10 protein-coding genes are annotated in these 15,855 nt (G+C 71.5%); 3 read left to right on the top strand and 7 right to left on the bottom strand.

The genetic code is table 11. From position 1 onward, the window contains the following. Positions 1 to 20 precede the first annotated feature (20 nt). The 7 genes from AB0N66_RS02980 to AB0N66_RS03010 are packed head-to-tail and all read right to left on the bottom strand — an operon-like array spanning position 21 to position 8,347. A complete protein-coding gene (locus AB0N66_RS02980) occupies positions 21 to 860 on the bottom strand; it encodes a CoA ester lyase (protein ID WP_365427691.1) in 840 nt (279 codons plus the stop codon). Continuing rightward, positions 857 to 2,059 carry a CoA transferase gene (locus tag AB0N66_RS02985; RefSeq protein WP_365427694.1) on the bottom strand — a complete coding sequence of 401 codons (1,203 nt, stop codon included), beginning with the start codon at positions 2,057 to 2,059 and terminating at the stop codon, positions 857 to 859. The genes AB0N66_RS02980 and AB0N66_RS02985 overlap by 4 nt, the downstream gene beginning before the upstream one ends. Continuing rightward, the gene (gene rbsK, locus AB0N66_RS02990) at positions 2,056 to 2,967 is read right to left on the bottom strand and encodes a ribokinase (protein WP_365427697.1); all 912 of its coding nucleotides are present in this window, start codon (positions 2,965 to 2,967) and stop codon (positions 2,056 to 2,058) included. Before rbsK ends, AB0N66_RS02985 begins: the two co-directional genes overlap by 4 nt. Beyond that, on the bottom strand, positions 2,964 to 4,538 hold the full coding sequence (locus AB0N66_RS02995) for an ADP-ribosylglycohydrolase family protein (protein ID WP_365427700.1): 1,575 nt from the start codon (positions 4,536 to 4,538) through the stop codon (positions 2,964 to 2,966). Before AB0N66_RS02995 ends, rbsK begins: the two co-directional genes overlap by 4 nt. After that, on the bottom strand, positions 4,535 to 5,689 hold the full coding sequence (locus AB0N66_RS03000; protein WP_365427703.1) for an ADP-ribosylglycohydrolase family protein: 1,155 nt from the start codon (positions 5,687 to 5,689) through the stop codon (positions 4,535 to 4,537). Before AB0N66_RS03000 ends, AB0N66_RS02995 begins: the two co-directional genes overlap by 4 nt. A 7-nt stretch (positions 5,690 to 5,696) precedes the next feature. Next, on the bottom strand, positions 5,697 to 7,106 hold the full coding sequence (locus AB0N66_RS03005) for an ADP-ribosylglycohydrolase family protein (protein ID WP_365427706.1): 1,410 nt from the start codon (positions 7,104 to 7,106) through the stop codon (positions 5,697 to 5,699). After that, a complete protein-coding gene (locus AB0N66_RS03010; protein ID WP_365427709.1) occupies positions 7,103 to 8,347 on the bottom strand; it encodes an ADP-ribosylglycohydrolase family protein in 1,245 nt (414 codons plus the stop codon). Before AB0N66_RS03010 ends, AB0N66_RS03005 begins: the two co-directional genes overlap by 4 nt. Before the next feature lie 301 nt (positions 8,348 to 8,648). Here AB0N66_RS03010 and AB0N66_RS03015 point away from each other — a divergent pair, with 301 nt between their 5' ends. The 3 genes from AB0N66_RS03015 (at position 8,649) to AB0N66_RS03025 (ending at position 15,808) form a co-directional block, all read left to right on the top strand. Beyond that, entirely contained in the window at positions 8,649 to 9,380 is a 732-nt protein-coding gene (locus tag AB0N66_RS03015; RefSeq protein ID WP_365427712.1) for a VIT1/CCC1 transporter family protein, read from the top strand. A gap of 367 nt (positions 9,381 to 9,747) precedes the next feature. After that, positions 9,748 to 14,355 (top strand): glutamate synthase large subunit, encoded by a 4,608-nt coding sequence (gltB, locus tag AB0N66_RS03020; protein WP_365427715.1) that lies wholly within the window; start codon positions 9,748 to 9,750, stop codon positions 14,353 to 14,355. Further along, a complete protein-coding gene (locus AB0N66_RS03025) occupies positions 14,348 to 15,808 on the top strand; it encodes a glutamate synthase subunit beta (protein ID WP_365427717.1) in 1,461 nt (486 codons plus the stop codon). The genes gltB and AB0N66_RS03025 overlap by 8 nt, the downstream gene beginning before the upstream one ends. The last annotated feature ends 47 nt before the right edge of the window (positions 15,809 to 15,855 follow it).

The following is a 15,855-nucleotide window of genomic DNA, read 5'->3' on the forward strand; positions in this document are numbered from 1 at the left end:
CTTGGGGTGCCGGAACGGCGTCAGCCCTGGCGGCGTGCCAGGGCGAGGGTTCGGTGGGCGCCTGCCACCACCGCCGGGTCGATGAAGCTGCCGTCGGGGAGGGCCTGGGCGCCGGGGTCGGTGGCGGCTGCCTTGAGGATGGTCTCGGCGGTTTCGATCTCCTCCGGGGTCGGGAGGTAGGCCCGCTCGATGACCGGGAGCTGGCGGGGGTGGATCGCCGTGCGGCCGAGAAAGCCGAGGGTGCGGCCGTGGGCGCAGGAGGCGGCGAGGCCTTCGAGGTCGCGGATGTCGGGGTAGACGGACTGGGCGGGCGGGGTCAGGCCGGCGGCGCGGGCGGCCACGACCACGCGGGCGCGGGACCAGTCCAGGCCCGCGTCACCCCGTACGCCCAGGTCCGCCCGTAGGTCGGCCTCGCCGAGCGCGATGCCGCGCAGAGCGTGGTGGGAGGCGGCGATGGCGAAGGCCTGTTCCACGCCGAGAGCCGTTTCCAGGAGGGCGTACAGCGGGATCGCGCCGCCGCCGCAGGAGGGTGCGTCCTCCGCGACCCTGACGACCTCGGCGGGCGAGGTCACCTTGGGCAGCCGGAGTCCTGACAGGCCGGGCAGCGGGGAGAGGGTCTTGAGGTCGGCCTGCGCGTGGGGGCTGTCCAGGGCGTTCACGCGGACGTGGACCGGGACCGGCTGGAACTCGGAGAGGAGTTCCGCGGTGGCCGCGCGGGCGTACTCCTTGCGGTCCGGGGCGACTGCGTCCTCCAGGTCGACGAGCACGACGTCCGAGCCAGACACCAGCGCCTTGGCGACGACCTCCGGGCGGTCCCCGGGAACGTACAGCCAAGTGAGGGGAAGGGGGTGCACGGTCATAGCGCGCCCTCCGAGCGCAGGGCGTCGATCTCCCGGTCCGTCAGGCCGAGTTCGGTGAGGACCGTGTCCGTGTCCGCGCCGTGCGGGCGGCCCGCCCAGTGGATCGCGCCGGGGGTGGAGGAGAGGCGGAAGAGGACGTTCTGCATGCGGAGGGGGCCCAGTTCGGGGTCGTCGACGGTGGTGATGGTGTCCAGGGCCTGGTACTGGGGGTCCGTCATCACGTCCCGTACGTCCTGGATGGGAGCCACCGCCGCCTCGGCCTTCTCGAAGGCCTCCAGGACTTCGGCGCGGGTGCGGTCGGCGATCCACGCGCCGACCGCCTCGTCCAGGACGTCCGCGTGGCGGGCGCGGTCCGCGCCGCTGCCGAACCACGGCTCGTCGATCAGCTCCGGGCGGCCGACCAACCGCATCAGGCGCTCCGCGATCGACTGCGCGGAGGTGGAGACAGCGACCCAGGAACCGTCCGCCGTGCGGTAGGTGTTGCGGGGCGCGTTGTTCGCGGAGCGGTTGCCGGTGCGGGGCTGGACGTGGCCCAACTGGTCGTACCAGAGCGGCTGTGGGCCAAGGACGGTCAGGATCGGTTCGATGATCGCCATGTCGATGACCTGGCCCTCGCCGGTGCGTTCGCGGGCCGTCAGCGCGGTCATCACGGCGTACGCCGTCGCGAGGCCCGCGATCGAGTCGGCGAGGCCGAAGGGCGGCAGGGTCGGCGGGGCGTCCGGCTCGCCGGTGATCGCCGCGAAGCCGCTCATCGCCTCCGCGAGGGTGCCGAAGCCGGGGCGGTGCGCGTACGGGCCGAACTGGCCGAAGCCGGTGACCCGGGCGAGGACGAGGCGGGGGTTCGCGGCCGAGAGTTCCTCCCAGCCGAGCTCCCACTTCTCCAGCGTGCCGGGACGGAAGTTCTCGATGATCACATCGGCGGTGGCGGCGAGGCGGAGGAGGGTCTCGCGGCCGCCCGGCTTCGACAGGTCGAGGGTGATCGTGCGTTTGTTGCGGCCGAGGAGCTTCCACCAGAGGCCGACGCCGTCCTTGGACGGGCCGTGGCCCCGGGACGGGTCGGGCTTGACCGGATGCTCGATCTTGATGACCTCCGCGCCGAAGTCCCCGAGCATCGTGGCGGCGAGCGGGCCGGCGAAGAGGGTGGCGAGGTCGAGGACGCGCAGGCCGGTGAGGGGTGCCTGCCCCGGGTGCGCGCTCATGAGGTGGACCGCAGGGTGTGCGAGGCCTGGGTGTCGATCTCGGCACGGTAGGGCATCGACGACGTCGCCCCGATCCGCTGCACCGACAGCGCGGCGGCCGCCGACGCCCAGCGCAGAGCCTCCGGCATCTCCCGGCCCTCGGCGAGTGCCACCGCGAGGGTGCCGACGAAGGTGTCGCCCGCACCGGTCGTGTCCACGGCGGTCACCCGGGGTGCGTGCACGGTCAGCGGTTCGGCGCCCCGGGCCGCGTACAGGCTGCCCGCCGAACCCAGGGTGATGACGACCTCCGGGACCTGGTCGAGCAGCGCGGCGGCTGCCCGGCGGGGGTCGGTGACGCCGGTGAGCGCGGCGGCCTCGTGCTCGTTGGGCACCAACAGGTCGATGGTGGCGAGGAGTTCGGGTGGCAGCGGCTGGACGGGGGACGGGGTCAGGATGGTCCGTACGCCGTGGCTGCGCGCGGCTTCGGCGCCCGCGAGCACGGCGGACAGCGGGATTTCGAGCTGGAGCAGCAGCCCGTCGGCGGTGGCGAGGAGGCCCTCGTCGCCGGGGGCGAGGTCGGTGACGGTGCCGTTCGCCCCGGGGATGACGACGATCGCGTTGCCGCCCTCGTCGTCGACGACGATGTGCGCCGTGCCGGACGGGCCCTCGGTGGTGCGCAGATGATCGGTGTTCACGCCCGAGTGCTCCAGCGTGGAACGGAGTTGGCTGCCGAAGGCGTCCACGCCCACCGCGCCGATCAACGAGACGTCGGCACCCGCGCGCACCGCGGCCACCGCCTGGTTGGCGCCCTTGCCGCCGGGGATCGTACGGAACTCCCGGCCCGTCACGGTCTCTCCGCGCTGCGGGGCCTTGGCGACGTACGCGACGAGGTCCATGTTCGTGCTGCCGAGTACGGCGATATGGGTCATGGGCGGGGTGCCTCCCGGCGGGTGAGCTGGTGGGTCAGCTGGGCGAGGGTGTCGAAGCCGGTGCCGTTGAAGTCGGCGATCGAGGTGGCCAGGCGGTTCTTGAGGGGGCTGGTCCAGCGGTCGGGGAGGGCGGCGGGGTCTCCCGCGAGCAGGCCCGCGATGCTGCCCGCCGTCGCGCCGTTCGAGTCCGTGTCCCAGCCGCCCGACACCGCGCGGCAGATGGAGCCGGAGAAGTCGCCGTTCGCGTGGGTGAGTGCGGCGGCGATCAAGGCGGTGTTGGGGATGGCGTGGACCCAGTGGTAGGCGCGGTGGGCGGTGTGGAGTTCGTCCACGACCACGTCGAAGTCGTCGTGTTTTCCGGCGAGTTGGATTGCCCGGCGGATCGCCTTCGCCAGGCGGGAGGTGGGGGGTACGACGGTGAGTCCGGTACGGAGGCAGGTGTGGATGTCGCTGGTTGCGGTGGCCGCCTCGGCGATGGTGGCCGCCGTGAACATCGCCGCGTAGACGCCGTTCGCCGTGTGGGTGAGGGTGGCGTCACGGTGGGCCTGTTCCGCGGCGGCCGCCGGGTCGCCCGGGTTCGTCCAGCCGTGGACGTCCGCGCGGATCAGGGCGCCGATCCATTCGCGGAACGGGTTGCGGTGGTGGGCCGTCTGTGGGGGTTCGATGCCGGTGAGGAGGTTGCGGTAGGCGATGCGTTCCGCGGTGAACGTGCGGCCTGCGGGGAGTTCGTCCAGCCAGAGCCGGGCGACGTCGGTGGTGGTGAAATCCCTGCCGTGGCGTTGGAGCAACAGGGTGTTCAGGAGGGGGTAGTTGAGGTCGTCGTCCTCCGGCATGCCGTCGATGTTCTCGGCGAGGGAGGTTGGCGCGGAGCGCTTGTTCCACGGGTAGGTGTGGGTGAGTTCCGCGGGGACGCCTTTTGCGGTGAACCAGGTGTGGAGGGGCCAGTTGCCTGTGGCTCGGGCGAGATCTCTGATCCCATGTAGGGGGAGCTTTTCTACGGGTTTGCCTAGCAGGCAGCCGACCGCCCTTCCGAGCCAGGCGGCTTCCAGGTGGGCCTGGGTGGGGGCTGAGGTTGGGGTGGGTGCGCTTGCCTGCGCTTGCAGGGTGCCGCTGTGCCCACCCGTGCCGCCCCTGGCGGCACGCATGCCCACAGCGAGGTTGGCTGGGGCGGCATCCGGCTCCTGCGGTGCCGTCGTGGGTGGGTTGCAGCCCCTGGCGGCACGCATGCCCACAGCGAGGTTGGCTGGGGCGGCACCCGGCGCCTGCGGGTCCGCAGTTCGCGAGGGCCAGTTTGGGCAGTGGGCCTTGATCTGGTCCAGGACTGTGGGTTCCTGGTGTGCCAACTTGCTTGGTAGGTCTGCTAGTTCGTCCAGGAGGTCTTCTGCCAGTGTCCGGAGGTGCGGGGGCGCCGGGGTTGGGGACGCGCCCGCGCGAGACGGTGTCTCCGCACCCCCCGCCGTTCGCCAGCGTGCCGCGATGGTCGACGGGTCTCGGCCGTCCTGGGTTGCCTGGGCGAGTTCGTGGCCGAGGAGGTCTTCGGGCTGGACCCAGGTCAGGCGGAGGTCGGTCATCGTGGGCCGGCCAGTGCGGCGTACGCCGTCTCGTGTGTGCGTCGGCGCTGTACGTCCCGTTCGAAGATCTCCTGGGTGACCTCCGTGAGCGCCTTCGCGGGCGCGTCGAGGTCGAGGCGGCTCGACTCCGCGACCGTCTTGGCCCAGTCGCGGGGGATCTCCGAGCCGAGGGCGCCGGCGAGGGCGCCGGACATGGTGGCGATGGAGTCGCAGTCGCGGCCGTAGTTCACGGAGCCGAGGACCGCGTGGCTGTAGTCGCCGCCGGAGATGACCAACATGCCGAGGGCGATGGGGAGTTCCTCGATCGCGTGCAGCCGGGAGGGGCGGCGGGCGCCGAGGGAGGGGGACCGGTAGTCGGGGCCCACCGTGTCGTACGGGGTCACCGCCTCGCGCAGCGGGCCAAGGGCCGACTCGAAGTTCGTGTGGCGGGCGGCGACTTCGCAGACCGCCTCGATGGCGGCGCGGGTGCCGTCCTTCGCCAGGGCCAGGCAGGTGTCGATCACGGAGGCGGGGGTGGCCCCGGGCACGCAGGCCGCCGCCACCGCCGCCGCGAAGACGCCGGCGGCCTCACGGCCGTACGACGACTGATGGGCGCCCGCGATGTCGAGTGCCTCGGCGTACGCCGCCGCCGGGTTGGCGGCGTTGACCAGGCCGACCGGGGCCATGTACATCGCGGCGCCGCAGTTGACGATGTTGCCGGTGCCCGCCTCCCGGGGGTCGATGTGACCGTAGTGGAGGCGGGCCACCAGCCACTTCTCCGCGAGGAAGATCCGCTGGAGGGGAAGGGCCTCGGCCTCCAGCTCGGGGATCCAGCGCGGGTTGCCCATGAGGTCGGGGACCAGGTGCTCGGCGATGGCGTACGCGTCGAGGTGGTCGCGGACGGTGGCGTACACGCGTACCAGCGCGTGGGTCATCAAGGTGTCGTCGGTGACGTGCCCGTCGCCCTTGTGGTACGGGGCGATGGGGCGGGCGGTGCGCCAGGCGTCGCCGTTCCAGGGGCCGACGATGCCGTGCACCCGGCCGCCGTGGCGTTCCACGATCTGCTCGGGGGTGTAGCCCTCGACGGGGCCGCCGAGGGCGTCGCCCACGGCGGCCCCGACGAGGCTTCCGGTGATCCGCTCTTCCAGACTTGCTGCTCCTTTGGGCGTCATGCCCGAATCATCCCTCTGGCGTCGCCAGTTCCATCGCTTCGAGGAGATCGGCGAGTCCGATGAGGTCCGTGCCGGTCAGACGGGGCAGGGCGCAGCCGGAGAGGGTGCGGCAGGCGTCGCGCCAGGAGGGCGGGATCGCGGCGCCGCCGGCGAGCGCGCCGGTCAGCGCGCCCGCGAGGGCGGGGGCCGAGTCGGCGACACGGGACAGGCACGCGGCGGCGGGCACCGCCTCGGCGATCCGGCCGCGCGCGGCGGTGGCGAGGGCCAGGGCGACGGGGACGGTTTCCGCCGCCGCGATGCCGTAGCTGTACACGTGGTCGACGATCTGATGTTCCAGTAGAGGGACCAGGGCGAACGTGCCCTCGCTGTCCCGGGCGAGCCGCAGCGCGTGCCGGGCGTTGCGGCCGATCTCCGTCGACTCGGGGAGTTCGGCGAGGGCCGCGTCCGCGCAGGCGTCGACGTCGGCTCCGACGAGGGCGAGCGAGATCGCGGCGGCCATCGCGCGGGCGCCGTGCACGCCGTCGCCGTCCTGGGTGTAGCGGGCGTCGAACTCGGCGAGTTCCGCGGCGAGTCGGGGGTCGCCCGGGTGGGCCACGGCGAGCACGCAGGCCCGTACGCAGGCCGCGTCGTCGAAGTAGTGGGGGTTGTCGTGGCCGGTGGCGGGCGGGCGCAGGCCGGCGGCGAGGTTGCCGAGTCCGGCCCGCACCGAGATCCGGGCGCGGAGGGGGAGCAGGGCCGATTCGACCTCGGGGGCGCGTTCGGCCGCCGCGGCGACCTCGCTGGCGATGGCGTTCCACGACAGGTCGATGGACGCGCGCATACGCCGCTCCCGGCTCAGGTCTCCGAGCGCGATCGAGTCCCCGGCCCGCAGTACGGCCTCCGCCGCGAACGCCGCCCACTCCGCGTCGTCCGAAGGGCCGAGCCGCAGGGGCTCCGGTGGCTGGTTCAGCGCGATCGGCACGGGCAGCGTCGTCGTCGCGTTCTGCTCCGCGAACGTGTCTAGCTCCCGCGTCAGGCGCCGCGTCCACTCGGGCATCCGGGCGGCACGATGCCGGGCGGCGGGCCAGCCCGCGGCGTCGCCCGCGGCGAGGCCGAGGAGGAGACCTTCGATGCGACGGGGGCGCACCGAGGGGGCGGCATCTTTCGCAGCGCCGGGGACGGGACTTGCCGTGAGGGCCGAGCCCGTCGGACCGGCGGTGTACGTGGAGAAGGCGGAAACCGCCGGGCGGGCGCTGTCCAGGGTGAGGATGGTCTCTGCCGGGTGGGCGGGATCCGCGGCGAGGGTGGGATCTGTCGTGAGGGTGGGATCTGTGGAGGTGGCGGTGTCCGCCGTGAGGGCGGGGTTCGCCGAGGGGGCCGAGTCCGCCGACGAGGCCGAGCCCTCGCCCGGTTCGTCTCCCACCAGGCCGGGGCTCACCGCTGCACCTCGTTCTCGTCGGCGGCCAGGACGAACACGTCCGGGTCCGGGCTCGGCCACGTGCCATCCGGGCCCGCGTCCCGCGCGAGCTCGCGCCGGTCTCGTACGGACCCAGCCCCTGGTACGGGCCGGCCTCCCTCTCGTACGCGCTCGAACCCCTCTCGCGCGGGCCCTACAGGCCCGTCCCAGCCCCGTACGAGCCCGCCCGCATCCCGTACGCGTCCCCCTACCCCCCACTTCCGGTCATCCCCCGGCGTCAGCAGTTCCGCCACGTCCAGCACGTGGTGGCCGGCCATGGAGGGGAGGCAGCTGCCCAGGGCGGGGCCGATCGCCGCAGCCCAGGCGGCCGGGATCGATGAGGCGCCGCGGGTCGCCCCGGCGAGTGCGCCCGCGACCGCGGCTGTGGTGTCCGCGTCGCGGCCCATGTTCACGGCGGTGAGGACGGACTCGGTGAAGTCGCCGTCGGCGGCCGCGTAGGCGCCGAAGGCGAGGGCGACGGCCTCGGGGGCGAGGTCGGTCCACGGGTAGCCGCCGATGACGACCGCCGAGCGGACCGCGCGTTCGCCGCGGTGGGCGACGGCGACCGCGCGGCGCAGGGAGCGGGCGGTCCAGGAGTCGTCCGGGATGACGGCAAGGGCGGAGGCGACGACGGCGATGGTCGGGGCGCCCGCCATGGCCGCCGCGACGCCCGCGGCGACCGCCTGGCCGCCGTAGATGCCTTCCCCCTCGTGGCTCACCGATCCGTCGATCGCCACCAGGCGGGCCGCTTCGGCGGGGCGGCCCGCGGCGAAGACGCCGAAGGGGGCGGCGCGCATCGCGAGCCCGTCGCTCCAGGCGTGCCGGTGCTGGGCGGAGATCGGTGCGGCGAGGCCGCGGCGGAGGTTCTCCAGGGTGCCGCGTTCGCTGAAGCCGGCGCCCCGGAACGGGCCCTCGTCCCGGTCCGCGATCCACTGGTGCCAGGCCGCCTCGACGTGGGACACGGTGAGCGCCGAGCCGTGCCGGGCCAGCAGCAGGCCGGAGAAGATCGCGTACTCGGTGTCGTCGGTCCCGGCCGGGTGCTCGGCGACGTACCCCGTGATCCGGCCCCACTTCGCGCGGATCTCGGACGGTTTCATGTTCTCGGCGGGTGCGCCGAGCGCGTCTCCGACGGCGAGGCCGAGCAGCGCGCCACGCGCCCGTTCGCGGAGTCCGGCGGAGTCTCCGGAGGCCGGGGCCGAGGGAATGCAGGCGATGGAAGCCATACGGTGCTTCTCCTCTCAGGGCTCCATCGCCGCCGTTCGCGACGAGTCGACGCGCGGAAGCCTGGGAGACCTGCGCGGAACCCTTTGCGGATCTGTCCCACCTCCGCGGTTCACCAGAGCCTCGCGCACCTCAGCATCACCCGGTCGACATCTGATCATCACCTGGCACGGATGAGCGAAGAACCGTAAACGTGCAGGTAAGCGCAGCCTTTCCTTGCTGGCGGGCGCGAAATTATCGGCGTACTTTTGGGGTTGTCAAAAAGTAGAACCAGTCCAAGAAGAGCACCCCTGGGGGACCCGCATGGCCATCATCGACACCGAAGCGACGCTGCACGAGGCGCACCGCGACAACCACACCCACCGGGACGTCAGTGGTGGCTGGCTGCGCCCCGCGGTGTTCGGCGCGATGGACGGTCTGGTCTCCAACCTGGCACTCATGACCGGCGTCGCGGGTGGAGCCGTGTCGCATCAGACGATCGTCATCACCGGGCTCGCGGGTCTCGCGGCCGGCGCCTTCTCCATGGCGGCCGGCGAGTACACCTCCGTCGCCTCGCAGCGCGAACTGGTCGAGGCCGAACTCGACGTAGAGCGACGGGAGTTGAGGAAGCACCCGAAGGACGAGGAGCGGGAGCTCGCCGAGCTGTACGAGACTCGCGGTGTCGAGGCCTCACTGGCGCGCGAGGTCGCCCGGCAGTTGTCCCGCGACCCCGAGCAGGCCCTGGAGATACACGCCCGCGAAGAGCTGGGCATCGATCCGGGTGACCTGCCGTCCCCGACCGTCGCCGCGGTGTCGAGCTTCGGCTCCTTCGCGCTGGGTGCCCTGCTCCCCGTACTGCCGTTCCTGCTCGGTGCGACCGCTCTGTGGCCCGCGCTGCTGCTCGCGCTGATCGGGCTCTTCGGGTGCGGCGCGGTCGTGGCCAGGGTGACCGCGCGAACCTGGTGGTACAGCGGGCTGCGGCAGCTCGCTCTCGGTGGTGCGGCGGCGGGTGTGACGTACGCCCTGGGCGGTTTGTTCGGTGCGGCCGTAGGATGACCAGTTGGGCGCCTATGCAGCCGACTGCATAACTAGTCGTTACCCGGCGGTTTCGAACGCTTAACCACTGGGCATGAGCCGTAAGCGCTGTGGGCAATGAAGCCTGCTCTGCACCACCGTGGCGGGTGACGTTGCCTGCCACGCTCCGGGTCGCCGGACACTGATCTGTCCGGTTAGACCCCCTTAAACTCCACCGCCGCGCGCGGTACCCCCGCCGCGACTCCCCGGTGTCCGCATGTTGGAACGTAGTATCCGGTTCCCGAGAACCGCCCCATCATGTAACCTGCACGAAATTTTGCGCACATAAAGCAGAGGGCCAACGTCGTCCCTCGGCACTGCAAATGCCACGACGACGACGGGAGAGCCGATGCGTACGCCGCGCCAGCCGTCCCAGCACTCCACGAATGGCCAGAAGTGGTCCTTCATGGATGCTCGCCCTGCCGCGCAGGGTATGTACGACCCCCGCAACGAGCACGACGCCTGTGGCGTCGGCTTCGTGGCCACCCTCACCGGTGAGGCGAGCCACGCGCTGGTCGAGCAGGCGCTCACGGTTCTGCGCAACCTGGAGCACCGAGGAGCCACCGGCGCCGAACCCGACTCGGGTGACGGCGCGGGCATCCTCTCCCAGGTGCCGGACGCCTTCTTCCGTGAGGTGGCCGAGTTCGAGCTGCCCGCGGTCGGCGCGTACGCGGTGGGTATCGCCTTCCTGCCCGAGGACGGCATCACCGACGCCGTCTCACGGATCGAGACGATCGCCGCCGACGAGGGCCTCACCGTCCTCGGCTGGCGCGAGGTCCCGATCGCCCCCGAGCTGCTCGGCGCCACCGCGCGTTCGACCATGCCCGTCTTCCGGCAGGTCTTCGTGACCGGCGGCGGATCCGCTGCCTCTTCAACGGGCGTTGACCTCGACCGCAAGGCCTTCGTACTGCGCAAGCGCGCCGAGCGCGAGGCCGACGTGTACTTCCCGTCGCTCTCCGCCCGCACCATCGTCTACAAGGGCATGCTGACCACCGGCCAGCTGGAGCCCTTCTTCCCGGACCTGTCCGACCGCCGCTTCGCCTCCGCGATCGCGCTCGTGCACTCCCGGTTCTCCACGAACACCTTCCCGAGCTGGCCGCTCGCCCACCCGTACCGCTTCGTCGCGCACAACGGCGAGATCAACACGGTCAAGGGCAACCGCAACTGGATGGCGGCCCGCGAGTCCCAGCTCGTCTCCGACCTCTTCGGCGACAAGGACAAGCTCGACCGCGTCTTCCCGATCTGTACGCCCGAGGCGTCCGACTCCGCCTCCTTCGACGAGGTGCTCGAACTCCTGCACCTCGGCGGCCGGTCCCTCCCGCACTCCGTGCTGATGATGATCCCGGAGGCCTGGGAGAACCACGCCTCCATGGACCCGGCCCGCCGCGCCTTCTACCAGTTCCACGCCACGATGATGGAGCCCTGGGACGGCCCGGCCTGCGTCACCTTCACCGACGGCACCCAGGTCGGCGCGGTCCTGGACCGCAACGGTCTGCGCCCCGGCCGCTACTGGGTCACCGACGAGGGCCTCGTCGTCCTCGGCTCCGAGGTCGGCGTCCTCGACATCGACCCCGCGAAGGTCGTCCGCAAGGGCCGCCTCCAGCCCGGCAAGATGTTCCTCGTCGACACCGCCGAGCACCGCATCATCGAGGACGAGGAGATCAAGGCCGGTCTCATCGCCGAGAAGCCGTACGCGGAGTGGCTGGAAGCCGGCGAGATCGAGCTCTCCGACCTTCCCGAGCGCGAGCACATCGTGCACACCCACGCCTCGGTCACCCGCCGCCAGCAGACCTTCGGCTACACCGAGGAAGAGCTGCGCATCATCATCGCGCCGATGGCGAACACCGGTGGTGAGCCGCTCGGCTCCATGGGCACGGACTCGCCGATCGCCGCCCTGTCCGAGCGCCCGCGGCTGCTGTTCGACTACTTCACGCAGCTGTTCGCGCAGGTCACCAACCCGCCGCTGGACGCGATCCGCGAGGAGCTCGTCACCTCCCTGCGCTCCACCCTCGGCCCCGCGAGCAACCTCCTTGAGCCGACCGCCGCGTCCTGCCGCAGCGTCACGCTGCCCTTCCCGGTGATCGACAACGACGAGCTGGCCAAGCTCATCCACATCAACGCCGACGGCGACATGCCGGGTATGAAGGCCGCGACCCTGTCCGGCCTCTACCGCGTCAGCGGCGGCGGTGCCTCGCTCGCCGCCCGCCTCGACGAGATCTGCGTCGAGGCCGACGCCGCCATCGAGAACGGCGCCCGCCTGATCGTCCTCTCGGACCGGCACTCCGACGCCGAGCACGCGCCGATCCCGTCGCTGCTGCTCACCGCGGCCGTCCACCACCACCTCATCCGCACCAAGCAGCGCACCCAGGTGGGCCTGCTGGTCGAGGCGGGCGACGTCCGCGAGGTCCACCACGTTGCCCTTCTCATCGGCTTCGGCGCCGCGGCCGTCAACCCGTACCTGGCGATGGAGTCCGTCGAGGACCTCGTCCGTGCCGGTACCTTCCTCCGGGGCATCGAGGCCGAGCAGGCCATCCGCAACCTGATCTACGCGCTCGGCAAGGGCGTCCTCAAGGTCATGTCCAAGATGGGCATCTCGACCGTCGCCTCCTACCGCGGCGCCCAGGTCTTCGAGGCCGTCGGCCTGGACCAGGCCTTCGTCCAGAGATACTTCAGCGGCACGGCGACGAAGATCGGCGGCGCCGGTCTCGACGTCATCGCCAAGGAGGTCGCGGCGCGTCACGCGAAGGCGTACCCGGCCTCCGGCATCGCGCCCGCGCACCGCGCCCTCGACATAGGCGGCGAGTACCAGTGGCGCCGCGAGGGCGAGCCCCACCTGTTCGACCCGGAGACGGTCTTCCGCCTCCAGCACTCCACGCGCACCGCCCGCTACGACATCTTCAAGAAGTACACGGACCGCGTGAACGAGCAGTCCGAGCGGCTGATGACGCTCCGCGGACTCTTCGGCTTCAAGTCGGACCGCGAGCCGATCTCCATCGACGAGGTCGAGTCGGTCGAGGAGCTCGTCAAGCGCTTCTCCACCGGCGCCATGTCGTACGGCTCCATCTCCAAGGAGGCGCACGAGACCCTCGCCATCGCCATGAACCAGCTGGGCGGCAAGTCCAACACGGGTGAGGGCGGCGAGGACGCGGACCGGCTGTACGACCCGGCGCGCCGCTCCAGCATCAAGCAGGTCGCGTCCGGCCGCTTCGGTGTGACGAGCGAATACCTCGTCAACGCGGACGACATCCAGATCAAGATGGCGCAGGGTGCCAAGCCCGGCGAGGGCGGCCAGCTGCCCGGCCACAAGGTGTACCCGTGGGTCGCCAAGACCCGGCACAGCACCCCCGGCGTGGGCCTCATCTCCCCGCCGCCGCACCACGACATCTACTCCATCGAGGACCTGGCCCAGCTCATCCACGACCTCAAGAACGCCAACCCGCAGGCCCGCATCCACGTGAAGCTGGTCTCCGAGGTCGGCGTCGGCACGGTCGCCGCGGGTGTCTCCAAGGCACACGCGGATGTCGTCCTCATCTCCGGCCACGACGGCGGTACGGGCGCCTCGCCCCTCACTTCTCTGAAGCACGCGGGCGGTCCCTGGGAGCTGGGCCTCGCCGAGACCCAGCAGACCCTGCTGCTCAACGGCCTGCGCGACCGCATCGTCGTACAGACGGATGGGCAGCTGAAGACCGGCCGTGACGTCGTCATCGCCGCGCTGCTCGGCGCCGAGGAGTTCGGTTTCGCGACCGCGCCGCTCGTCGTCTCCGGCTGCGTCATGATGCGCGTCTGCCACCTGGACACCTGCCCGGTCGGCATCGCCACGCAGAACCCGGTGCTCCGCGAGCGCTTCGCCGGCAAGGCCGAGTACATCGTGAACTTCTTCCGGTTCATCGCCGAGGAGGTCCGCGAGATCCTCGCCGAGCTGGGCTTCCGCACCATCCAGGAGGCCGTCGGCCACGCCGAGAACCTCGACGTGGAGCGGGCGATCACCCACTGGAAGGCGCAGGGCCTGGACCTGAGCCCCCTCTTCTACGTGCCCGAGCTGCCCGAGGGCACCCCGCTGCACCAGGTCATCCAGCAGGACCACGGCCTGGAGAAGGCGCTCGACAACGAGCTGATCAAGCTCGCCGCCGACGCGCTGGCCGCGGACTCCGCGACCGACGCCCAGCCGGTCCGCGCCCAGGTCGCCATCCGCAACATCAATCGCACGGTCGGCACCATGCTCGGCCACGAGGTGACGAAGAAGTTCGGCGGCGCGGGCCTTCCCGACGACACCATCGACATCACCTTCACCGGATCTGCGGGCCAGTCCTTCGGCGCCTTCCTGCCGCGCGGCGTCACGCTGCGCCTGGAGGGCGACGCCAACGACTACGTCGGCAAGGGCCTCTCCGGCGGACGCGTCATCGTCCGCCCCGACCGGGGCGCCGACCACCTCGCCGAGTACTCGACGATCGCGGGCAACACCATCGCGTACGGCGCGACGGGCGGCGAGCTCTTCCTGCGCGGTCGCACCGGCGAGCGCTTCTGCGTCCGCAACTCAGGCGCGACGGTCGTGGCCGAGGGCGTGGGCGACCACGGCTGCGAGTACATGACCGGCGGGCACGCGGTCGTGCTCGGTGAGACCGGACGGAACTTCGCGGCCGGCATGTCCGGCGGTATCGCGTACGTCCTCGACCTGAACCCCGACAACGTGAACGTCAGCAGCACCGGGGCCGTCGAGACCCTCGACGACGCCGACGCCCAATGGCTGCACGACGTGGTGCGCCGGCACGCGGAGGAGACGGCTTCGACGGTCGCGGGCAAGCTCCTCGCCGAGTGGCCCGCGTCGGTCGACCGCTTCAGCAAGATCATCCCCAGCACTTACAAGGCAGTACTCGCCGCCAAGGACGCCGCCGAGCGAGCCGGACTCCCCGAGTCCGAGATCACCGAGAAGATGATGGAGGCGGCGACCAATGGCTGATCCCAAGGGCTTTTTGAACCACGGCCGCGAGGTCGCCAGGACCCGTCCGGTCGGCGAGCGCGTCAGGGACTGGAACGAGGTCTACGTCCCGGGCTCGCTGCTCCCGATCATCCCCACGCAGGCCGGCCGCTGCATGGACTGCGGTATCCCGTTCTGCCACAGCGGCTGTCCGCTGGGGAACCTGATCCCCGAGTGGAACGACTACGCCTACCGCGAGGACTGGACCGCCGCCTCCGAGCGCCTGCACGCCACGAACAACTTCCCGGAGTTCACCGGCCGCCTGTGCCCCGCTCCCTGCGAGTCGGCGTGTGTGCTCGGCATCAACCAGCCCGCCGTGACCATCAAGAACGTCGAGGTCTCGATCATCGACAAGGCGTGGGACAGCGGCGACGTCGCGCCCCAGGCCCCGGAGCGCCTCTCCGGCAAGACGGTCGCGGTCATCGGCTCGGGCCCCGCCGGTCTCGCCGCCGCCCAGCAGCTCACGCGGGCGGGCCACACGGTCGCCGTGTACGAGCGCGCCGACCGCGTCGGCGGCCTTCTCCGGTACGGCATCCCCGAGTTCAAGATGGAGAAGCGGCACATCAACCGGCGTATCGAGCAGATGCGCGCGGAGGGCACCAAGTTCCGCACGGGTGTGGAGATCGGCCGCGATACCGACGCGGCGAAGCTGCGCAAGCGCTACGACGCGGTGGTCATCGCCGTCGGCGCCACCACCGCCCGTGATCTCCCCGTCCCCGGGCGGGAGTTGAAGGGCGTCCATCAGGCGATGGAGTATCTGCCCCTCGCCAACAAGGTCCAGGAGGGCGACTTTGTGGCGCCCCCGATCACGGCCGAGGGCAAGCACGTCGTGGTCATCGGCGGCGGCGACACGGGCGCGGACTGCGTGGGCACCGCCCACCGCCAGGGCGCGGCCTCGGTCACGCAGCTGGAGATCATGCCGCGGCCCGGCGACGAGCGGCACCCCGGTCAGCCCTGGCCGACCTTCCCGATGCTCTACAAGGTCAGCTCCGCGCACGAGGAGGGCGGCGAGCGCGTCTACGCCGTCTCCACCACCCACTTCGAGGGCGACGAGGACGGCAACGTCCAGTGGCTGCACCTCGGAGAGGTCGAGTTCATCGACGGCAAGCTGACCCCGAAGCCGGGCACGGAGCGCAAGATCCCCGCCCAGCTGGTGACCCTTGCGATGGGCTTCACCGGTACGGACGTCGAGAACGGCCTGGTCTCCCAGTTCGGCCTGGAGCTCGACGCGCGCGGCAACATCGCCCGCGACGCCGACTTCGCGACGAACGTCCCCGGCGTGTACGTCGCCGGTGACGCGGGCCGTGGCCAGTCCCTCATCGTCTGGGCGATCGCGGAGGGCCGCTCGGCCGCCCGCGGAGTCGACCGCTTCCTGACGGGGGTCAGCGAACTCCCGGCCCCGATCCGCCCGACGGACCGCTCGCTGATGGTCTGAGTTCCCTCCCAACAGACGTCCCCGTACAGAGGCGTACGGAACTGATG

This window comes from Streptomyces sp. NPDC093544 (assembly GCF_040683495.1).
Lineage (GTDB): Bacteria > Actinomycetota > Actinomycetes > Streptomycetales > Streptomycetaceae > Streptomyces.

What these genes read in the sequence shown, in the direction of transcription:
- AB0N66_RS02980 (WP_365427691.1), bottom strand. Translation starts at nt 860, where the DNA reads ATGACCGTGCACCCCCTTCCCCTCACTTGGCTGTACGTTCCCGGGGAC.
- AB0N66_RS02985 (WP_365427694.1), bottom strand. Translation starts at nt 2,059, where the DNA reads ATGAGCGCGCACCCGGGGCAGGCACCCCTCACCGGCCTGCGCGTCCTC.
- rbsK (WP_365427697.1), bottom strand. Translation starts at nt 2,967, where the DNA reads ATGACCCATATCGCCGTACTCGGCAGCACGAACATGGACCTCGTCGCG.
- AB0N66_RS02995 (WP_365427700.1), bottom strand. Translation starts at nt 4,538, where the DNA reads ATGACCGACCTCCGCCTGACCTGGGTCCAGCCCGAAGACCTCCTCGGC.
- AB0N66_RS03000 (WP_365427703.1), bottom strand. Translation starts at nt 5,689, where the DNA reads ATGACGCCCAAAGGAGCAGCAAGTCTGGAAGAGCGGATCACCGGAAGC.
- AB0N66_RS03010 (WP_365427709.1), bottom strand. Translation starts at nt 8,347, where the DNA reads ATGGCTTCCATCGCCTGCATTCCCTCGGCCCCGGCCTCCGGAGACTCC.
- AB0N66_RS03015 (WP_365427712.1), top strand. Translation starts at nt 8,649, where the DNA reads ATGGCCATCATCGACACCGAAGCGACGCTGCACGAGGCGCACCGCGAC.
- gltB (WP_365427715.1), top strand. Translation starts at nt 9,748, where the DNA reads ATGCGTACGCCGCGCCAGCCGTCCCAGCACTCCACGAATGGCCAGAAG.
- AB0N66_RS03025 (WP_365427717.1), top strand. Translation starts at nt 14,348, where the DNA reads ATGGCTGATCCCAAGGGCTTTTTGAACCACGGCCGCGAGGTCGCCAGG.